5 protein-coding genes and 1 rRNA gene are annotated in these 8,076 nt (G+C 68.8%); 3 read left to right on the top strand and 3 right to left on the bottom strand.

Translation table 11 applies throughout. The features are described 5' to 3' along the window. Positions 1-1,445: TIM-barrel domain-containing protein (locus ACFXAZ_RS26825; RefSeq protein ID WP_384596348.1), on the bottom strand; the 1,445-nt coding region annotated here is incomplete at its 3' end. Between the two features lie 212 nt (positions 1,446-1,657). Between ACFXAZ_RS26825 and ACFXAZ_RS26820 the strand changes: the two genes are divergently transcribed. Both ACFXAZ_RS26820 and ACFXAZ_RS26815 read left to right on the top strand, forming a co-directional pair. Beyond that, on the top strand, positions 1,658-3,625 hold the full coding sequence (locus ACFXAZ_RS26820) for an acetoacetate--CoA ligase (RefSeq protein WP_384596345.1): 1,968 nt from the start codon (positions 1,658-1,660) through the stop codon (positions 3,623-3,625). 176 nt (positions 3,626-3,801) lie between these two features. Then, positions 3,802-4,701, top strand: coding sequence for a hypothetical protein (locus ACFXAZ_RS26815; RefSeq protein WP_384596342.1), 900 nt, complete (start codon positions 3,802-3,804; stop codon positions 4,699-4,701). 74 nt (positions 4,702-4,775) lie between these two features. Here the strand turns inward: ACFXAZ_RS26815 and ptsP are convergent, their stop codons facing one another. Together ptsP and ACFXAZ_RS26805 are read right to left on the bottom strand one after the other, a co-directional pair. After that, the gene (gene ptsP, locus ACFXAZ_RS26810) at positions 4,776-6,446 is read right to left on the bottom strand and encodes a phosphoenolpyruvate--protein phosphotransferase (RefSeq protein ID WP_384596339.1); all 1,671 of its coding nucleotides are present in this window, start codon (positions 6,444-6,446) and stop codon (positions 4,776-4,778) included. 79 nt (positions 6,447-6,525) lie between these two features. After that, positions 6,526-6,975 carry a PTS glucose transporter subunit IIA gene (locus ACFXAZ_RS26805; protein WP_384596336.1) on the bottom strand — a complete coding sequence of 150 codons (450 nt, stop codon included), beginning with the start codon at positions 6,973-6,975 and terminating at the stop codon, positions 6,526-6,528. A gap of 565 nt (positions 6,976-7,540) precedes the next feature. On the opposite strand from ACFXAZ_RS26805, the gene ACFXAZ_RS26800 reads away from it, so the two are divergent. Continuing rightward, a 16S ribosomal RNA gene (locus ACFXAZ_RS26800) occupies positions 7,541-8,076 on the top strand; the annotation flags it as partial.

Raw genomic sequence — 8,076 nt, 5'->3', positions numbered from 1 at the left:
ACCCCCCCCCGGGGGCCCGCCTCTCGGTGGTCGCCCCCACGCCCCTCCAGCGCGTGCCGCGCCGACCTCGGCAGCGTCGACTCGCCGAACGCGGTGAACGACGTCGGCTCGTTCATGTCGTGCCAGAAGCCCGAGAAACCCTGTCCTATACGCTCCGCATAGAGTCGACCCCACCACGCACGCACACGCGCGTGCGTGAAATCCGGGAAGACCGACTCCCCGGGCCACGCCACCCCCCGCACGATCTGCCCCGAGGCGTCCCGCACGAAGGCGTCCTCGGCCATCCCGCCGTCGTACACCGCGTTCCCCGGCTCCGCCTTGACCGCCGGGTCCACGATCGACACCAGATGGATCCCGTCCCGCCCCAGTTCCTCGGCGAGTCCCTCCAGCTTGGGAAAGCGCTCGTGATCGACCGTGAACACCCGGTGCTCGTCGAAGTGGTCGATATCCAGATGCACGGCGTCCAGCGGCAGCCCGTGGTCCCGGTACCCGGCCACGATCCGGCGCACCTCCTCCTCGCTGCCGAACCCCCACCGCGCGTGATGGTGCCCCAGCGCCCACACAGGCGGCAGCGCGGGCGCACCGGTGAGCGAGGCCCAGCACAGCAGCACGCGCGCGGGCGTCCCCACCATCACCCAGCAACGCAGCGGACCGCCGTCCACCTGCAGCTCGCTCGCCCCGGCCCGGTCGTGCCCCGACCCGGCCCCCTCCTCGCCCTCCGCCAGAGTCACCGACCCGTCCCAGGACGTGTCGTAGAAGATCAAGTGCGTGGAGGCGTCCGCCACCACCAACTGCACCGGCATCGTGAGATACAGCGGATCGTCGTCCGGCCCGAAAGCCCGCCCCGGATCCGTGTTCCACAGACGGTACGTCCCGTCCCGCAGCCGCGGCCCCGACGCCCGCCCGCCCAGCCCGAAGAACCGCGCGTCCGCCGCCACCTCCGACCTCTGCATCCAACGCGCCACCCCCCCCTGCACCGGCTCCCACCAGCGCGGCGGCTGCTCCCGGCGCAGCGTGACCCCGCCCGGCGTGAGCACCTCGACCGCCCCGTGCCGCGAGATCACCAGCGTCACCCGCTCCGCCACCACCCGCCAGCCGCCGTCCTTGTCCGGCTCCAGCACCGCCCGCGGATCCGGCTCCGGACACGAGCCGGCCAACGCGTACGACGGCTCGGGACCGGCCCCGTCCCAGCCCCAGAACACCGTGCCGTTCACCGCCACCATGATCCGCAGCTCCGAGCGCGCGAACTTGATCAGACCGCCCCCAGGACCCGGCTCCACCTCTCCGACGGGCCCTGGCACGCGCGCGCGTTCCGCGCCCCGCTGCGGCAGCCCGACGGCATCCGCCCGCTTCCTGCGCCAAGCGGCCCGTACGGTACGCAACCTGTGGGCTGCCCCCACAGCACCGACCGACTTCACCGAACGCACCAGGTCACGACCATCCATGCTGCTCAGCCTGCCATTGACAAGCCCACCCGTGGGCATCGTTCAACTGCCGTTCACCCGTGCTGGGACCACATATTCATCACGCGGACTATGTGGGCCCGATCCTGGTGTCGGAGTCGATCGAATGGCATCGTCCCTATCAGCCGTGTCGCGCGCCCACCACAGCCCGCGCGCGGGCGACGCAACGACGCGCAGAGTCCCGGGAGCCACACATGTCGACCGCCACCCCACAGCCGCTCTGGCAGCCGGATCCGCAGCGCGTCGCGGAGGCGCGCATCACCTCGTTCCAGGCATGGGCGGCCGAGCATCATGGAGCCCCCGCCGACGGCGGCTACCCGGCCCTGCACCACTGGTCCGTGACCGACCTGGAAACCTTCTGGAAGGCCGTCACGGAATGGTTCGACGTACGCTTCTCCACCCCCTACACGCGCGTGCTGGGCGACCGCGCCATGCCCGGCGCCCAATGGTTCCCCGGCGCGACCCTCAACTACGCCGAACACGCCCTGCGCGCGGCAGACGACCGCGCGGACGAAACAGCCCTCCTGTGCGTCGACGAAACCCATGAACCGCGACCGGTGACCTGGGGAGAACTGCGCCGCCAGGTCGGCTCCCTGGCCGCCGAACTGCGCGCACTCGGCGTACGCCCGGGAGACCGCGTCTGCGGCTATCTGCCCAACATCCCCGAGGCCGTGGCCGCCCTCCTCGCCACCGCCGCGGTGGGCGGCGTCTGGACCTCCTGCGCCCCCGACTTCGGCGCCCGCAGCGTCCTCGACCGCTTCCAGCAGGTCGAACCCGTCGTCATGTTCACCGTCGACGGCTACCGCTACGGCGGCAAGGAACACGACCGGCGTGACACCGTCACCGAACTCCGCCGCGACCTGCCCACCCTCCGCGCGGTCGTCCACATCCCGCTGCTCGGCACCGAGACCCCCGACGGCGCCCTCGACTGGTCGTCCCTGACCGCCGCGGACGTGGACCCCGACTACGAACAGGTCCCCTTCGACCACCCCCTGTGGGTGCTCTACTCCTCCGGCACCACCGGCCTGCCCAAGGCCATCGTCCACTCCCAGGGCGGCATCCTCGTAGAACACCTCAAGCAACTCGGCCTGCACTGCGACCTCGGCCCCGAGGACCGCTTCTACTGGTACACGTCCACCGGCTGGATGATGTGGAACTTCCTTGTCTCCGGCCTGCTCACCGGCACCACGATCGTCCTCCACGACGGCAGCCCCGGCTATCCCGACATCGCCGCCCAGTGGCGCGTCGCCGAACGCACCCGTGCCACCCTCTACGGCACCTCCGCCGCGTACGTCATGGCCTGCCGCAAGGCGGAGGCGCACCCCGCGCGGGACCACGACCTGTCCTCGGTGCGCTGCGTGGCCACCACTGGCTCCCCCCTGCCGCCCGACGGCTTCCGCTGGCTCCACGACGAGGTCGGCGACAACCTGTGGATCGCCTCCGTCAGCGGCGGCACCGACGTCTGCTCCTGCTTCGCCGGCGCCGTCCCCACCCTCCCCGTCCACATCGGCGAACTCCAGGCCCCCTGCCTCGGCACCGACCTCCAGTCCTGGGACCCGAACGGCAACCCGCTGATCGACGAGGTCGGCGAACTCGTCGTCACCAACCCCATGCCCTCGATGCCGATCCGCTTCTGGAACGACCCCGACGGCACCCGCTACCACGACAGCTACTTCGACACCTACCCGGGCGTCTGGCGCCACGGCGACTGGATCACGGTCACCTCACACGGCTCCGTGATCATCCACGGCCGCTCCGACTCCACCCTCAACCGCCAGGGCGTACGCATGGGCTCGGCGGACATCTACGAAGCCGTCGAGCGCCTCCCCGAGATCAAGGAATCCCTCGTCATCGGCGTCGAACAGTCCGACGGCGGCTACTGGATGCCCCTCTTCGTCCACCTGGCCCCCGGAGCCCAGCTCGACGAAACCCTCCTGGCCCGCATCAAACGGACCATCCGCGAGCAACTCTCCCCCCGCCACGTCCCCGACGAGGTCATCGAGGTCCCCGGCATCCCCCATACCCTCACCGGCAAACGCATCGAGGTCCCGGTCAAGCGCCTGCTCCAGGGCACCCCACTGGAAAAAGCGGTCAACCCCGGCTCCATCGACAATCTCGGCCTCCTCCACTTCTACGAGGACCTGGCCCGCAAGCGCGCCTGAGCCCCGCGAAGTGACCGTCGGCGGCCTCGGTCCAGCCCCGGAGCCGCTGCGGTCAAACCACCCTGACCTGCTGAAACAAATCATCGGCAGGCCGGCTCGGATGCTCCCCCGACGCCGTTGTCAGTGCTGCCAGTTACTGTGAGTGAGCATTGATCGACTGCACACAGGGGGAAGCCATGACACACACCGACCACCAGACCATGCGACGCGTCCTACGTCGCGAAATCGCCGGCACCATCGGCCTGCTCACCGACGAGCACGACTTCCGGAGCATGCGCTGTTACCGCAGCTTCGTCTTCGACGACCACCAGACCTATCTCCGGCAGGTCGAAGCCCTGCTCAAGACACGCGCCTCCCAGGGCAGCCATACAACCGTCGCGCTCTTCGACCCACAGGAGTACGCCCAGTTCTGCACCGCCACCGGCCTGGACCCCGACACCCCCTCCAGCCGCACCCGCTACACCGCGGAACTCGCCGCCACGGGCCCGGCCGTCCCCTACGAAGGCCAACCGCTCGACGACCTCGTCCCAGACCTCGTCGACGAAGCCGTCCGGCAAGCGACCTGGGAGTACGCCTCCGCGTGCCTGGCCCGACTGGGCGCCTGCGCCACCTGCGGCGAGGACATCGGACGCGCCGCCTTCACCCGCGCGTCCACCCTCCTGATGCGCGTCCTCGACACGGCACCACCCGGCGACCGGCACCTCGTCTGCACCGTCTCCGGCACACCGGAGATGCTCGCCGCCGTACTCCACGCCGACCAGGACAACACAGGCACCACCCAACTCGACGAGACCGAAGCCCTGGAGTTCACCACCGTCCTCGCGGTCGGTATCGCGACCCACAGCCCCGGCGGACTCGTGATGCGCACCAGCGCCCCGGACACCACCGACCGGATCTACGGATGGCGCCTGCGCGGCGACGGACTCGCACCCCTCACCGCGGGCGAGGTCTTCGACGCCTACTGCACCGACGTCGAATCCGGCGACCTCATCTCACCGGAATCCGGCGTCGACTACTCCGTGCCGCCCGACCTCGGAATCGATGGTGAGGACGAAGCGACCGGACACCACCACTGACAGCGCGAGGGGCTCCCCACCACACGGTGAGGAGCCCCTCGAAACGGAACAGCCACGGGAACCGCTGCCTGCGGCTACTCGCCGGACAGCACCGCCTGCGCCGCCGCACGCGCATCATCGGCACTGTCCGAAGCCCGCGCGGCAGCGGCGGCCCGCTCGCACTGGGCCAGGGTGAACTTCGCGAGCGTGGCCCGCACATAAGGAATGGACGCGGCACCCATGGAGAGGGAGGTGACCCCCAGACCGGTCAGCACACACGCCAGCAGCGGATCCGACGCCGCCTCACCGCACACACCGCAGCTCTTGCCCTCGGCCTTCGCCGCCTCGGCGGACAGCGCGACCAGATCGAGCAGCGCCGGCTGCCACGGATCCTGCAACCGGGAGACGGCACCGACCTGACGGTCGGCGGCGAAGGTGTACTGCGCGAGGTCATTGGTCCCCAGCGAAAGGAACTCCACCTCCTGGAGCACCGAACGCGCCCGCAGAGCGGCCGATGGAATCTCCACCATGGCACCGAACTTCGCCTGAAGTCCGGCCTCACGGCACGCGTCGGCGAACGCCTTGGCGTCCGACCGGTCGGCGACCATCGGGGCCATGACCTCAAGGTAGACCGGCAGCCCCTCCGCGGCCTTGGCCAGTGCGGTCAGCTGAGTGCGCAGCACGTCGGGATGATCGAGCAACGAGCGCAGCCCCCGCACACCGAGCGCCGGATTCGGCTCGTCGGCAGGCGTCAGGAAATCCAGCGGCTTGTCGGCGCCCGCGTCGAGCACCCGCACCACCACACGGCTCTCGGGGAACGCCTCCAGCACCTTCCGGTACGCCTCGACCTGCTTCTCCTCGGACGGCGCGTTCTTGCTGTCGTCCAGGAACAGGAACTCGGTACGGAACAGGCCGACACCCTCGGCGCCCGCCTCGACAGCAGCGGCCACATCGGCCGGACCGCCGACATTGGCCAGCAAGGGCACCTTGTGACCATCGGCCGTGGCACCCGGGCCCGTTGCCGAGGTCAGCGCCGCCCTGCGCTCAGCGGCTGCGGCCTCCAGCTGACCCTTCTTCTCCTCGGTGGGGTTCACGAAGATCTCGCCGGAGGAGCCGTCCACGGCGATCATCGTGCCCTCGGCCAGCTCACCCGCACCGGGCAGCGCCACGACGGCCGGCACTCCGAGTGCCCGCGCCAGGATCGCACTGTGGCTGGTCGGCCCGCCCTCCTCGGTGACAAAGCCCAGCACCAGAGTCGGGTCCAGCAGAGCCGTATCGGCCGGCGCCAGATCACGGGCGACCAATACGTAGGGCTCGTCGCTGTCCGGCACCCCCGGCATCGGCACACCGAGCAGCCGAGCGACGATACGGTTCCGCACATCATCGAGGTCCGCGACCCGCCCGGCGAGGTACTCACCGGCACTCGCCAGCAACTCGCGGTACGCGGCGAACGCGTCGTACACGGCACGCTCGGCCGTGCTGCCGGCCGTCACCCGCCGGTCCACGTCGGCCATCAACTCGGGGTCCTGCGCCATCAGGGCCTGCGCCTCAAGCACCGCCTGGGCCTCGCCCCCCGCCAGATTGCCGCGCGCGATCAGGTCCGCAGCCACCGCCTCCACGGCCTGGCGAGCGCGCCCCTGTTCACGCTCCGCCTCCTCCGCGGGGATCTGCTTGGCCGGCGGTTCGAGCACCGCAGTTCCCATGTGCCGAACCTCGCCGATCGCCACACCGTGGCTCACGCCGACGCCTCGCAGCGTTGTCTCCATCTCACCCGTCTCCGATAGTGCGGCGGGTCCCGCCGCCGCGATGGTTGCCCTACTGGCCGTCATGAGGACGGTGCCGACGTCACTGCCAGACGAAGAGGGTGTCGCCCGCCTTGACCTCGCCGTCCTCACGCAGCTCGGAGAGCGCCTCGGCAGTCGCCTCCAGCGCCACGATCGGGCACACGGGCGACTTGCCGGCGGCTTCGACCGCGGCCGGGTTCCACCGCACGACGGCCTGGCCGCGCGTGACGGTGTCCCCCTTGTTCACCAGCAGCTCGAAACCCTCACCATTGAGCTGCACCGTGTCGATGCCGAGGTGGGTGAGCACGCCGTGTCCTTCACTGTCCACGACGACGAACGCGTGCGGGTGAAGCGAGACGATGACGCCGTCGACGGGCGAGACCGCCTCACCGGCTTCACGCACGGGGTCGATGGCGGTACCCGGGCCGACCATGGCCCCGGAGAAAACCGGATCCGGCACTGCGGCCAGTCCGATGGCGCGTCCTGCGATCGGGGACGACACGGTGGTCATGGGAAGCCTCCCAGGGGTGGAGATCCATATGGGCCGTCACTGCCTGTCTCGGACGGCGCACTGTTCAGCAGGGTATGTCATATGAAGTGCCGGTTCCCTACTAGAAGGACGGCTCTGCGACCCTAGGGGCGGGCACCAATCGGTTTGCGCCCGCTCCGGAGCCACCTGTACAGTCGTACTCCTGCTTCGGGCTGAGCAACGCACCAGGCGACTCTGCCTAGCAGCACCCAACTTGTCAGATCCTATCCCGGGGTCGCCTTCTGCATGCCTGCAGGACGGTGGTCAGGGCGACGGAAAAACACTGATAGAGTTTGGGACACCGAAGGGAAGCCCGGAGGAAAGCCCGAGAGGGTGAGTACAAAGGAAGCGTCCGTTCCTTGAGAACTCAACAGCGTGCCAAAAATCAACGCCAGATATGTTGATACCCCGCCCCTTGAGCCGGTTTTCTGGTTCGGGGGAGGGTTCCTTTGAAGAAAAAACACAGCGAGGACGCAGTGAACAGTCCGGGCTTATTCCGCCTGGTTGTTCCGCTCTCGTGATGTGTGGTCCCGATTACGGGAAAACATTCACGGAGAGTTTGATCCTGGCTCAGGACGAACGCTGGCGGCGTGCTTAACACATGCAAGTCGAACGATGAAGCCTTTCGGGGTGGATTAGTGGCGAACGGGTGAGTAACACGTGGGCAATCTGCCCTTCACTCTGGGACAAGCCCTGGAAACGGGGTCTAATACCGGATATCACTTCTGCTCGCATGGGCGGGGGTTGAAAGCTCCGGCGGTGAAGGATGAGCCCGCGGCCTATCAGCTTGTTGGTGAGGTAGTGGCTCACCAAGGCGACGACGGGTAGCCGGCCTGAGAGGGCGACCGGCCACACTGGGACTGAGACACGGCCCAGACTCCTACGGGAGGCAGCAGTGGGGAATATTGCACAATGGGCGGAAGCCTGATGCAGCGACGCCGCGTGAGGGATGACGGCCTTCGGGTTGTAAACCTCTTTCAGCAGGGAAGAAGCGCAAGTGACGGTACCTGCAGAAGAAGCGCCGGCTAACTACGTGCCAGCAGCCGCGGTAATACGTAGGGCGCAAGCGTTGTCCGGAATTAT

The organism is Streptomyces sp. NPDC059477 (genome assembly GCF_042749375.1).
Lineage (GTDB): Bacteria > Actinomycetota > Actinomycetes > Streptomycetales > Streptomycetaceae > Streptomyces.
This window is presented reverse-complemented; position numbering and strand designations above follow the sequence as displayed.

Bases quoted from the DNA above. Each gene is read 5' to 3' on its own strand.
- ACFXAZ_RS26820 (WP_384596345.1), top strand. From the start codon at position 1,658: ATGTCGACCGCCACCCCACAGCCGCTCTGGCAGCCGGATCCGCAGCGC.
- ACFXAZ_RS26815 (WP_384596342.1), top strand. From the start codon at position 3,802: ATGACACACACCGACCACCAGACCATGCGACGCGTCCTACGTCGCGAA.
- ptsP (WP_384596339.1), bottom strand. From the start codon at position 6,446: ATGGAGACAACGCTGCGAGGCGTCGGCGTGAGCCACGGTGTGGCGATC.
- ACFXAZ_RS26805 (WP_384596336.1), bottom strand. From the start codon at position 6,975: ATGACCACCGTGTCGTCCCCGATCGCAGGACGCGCCATCGGACTGGCC.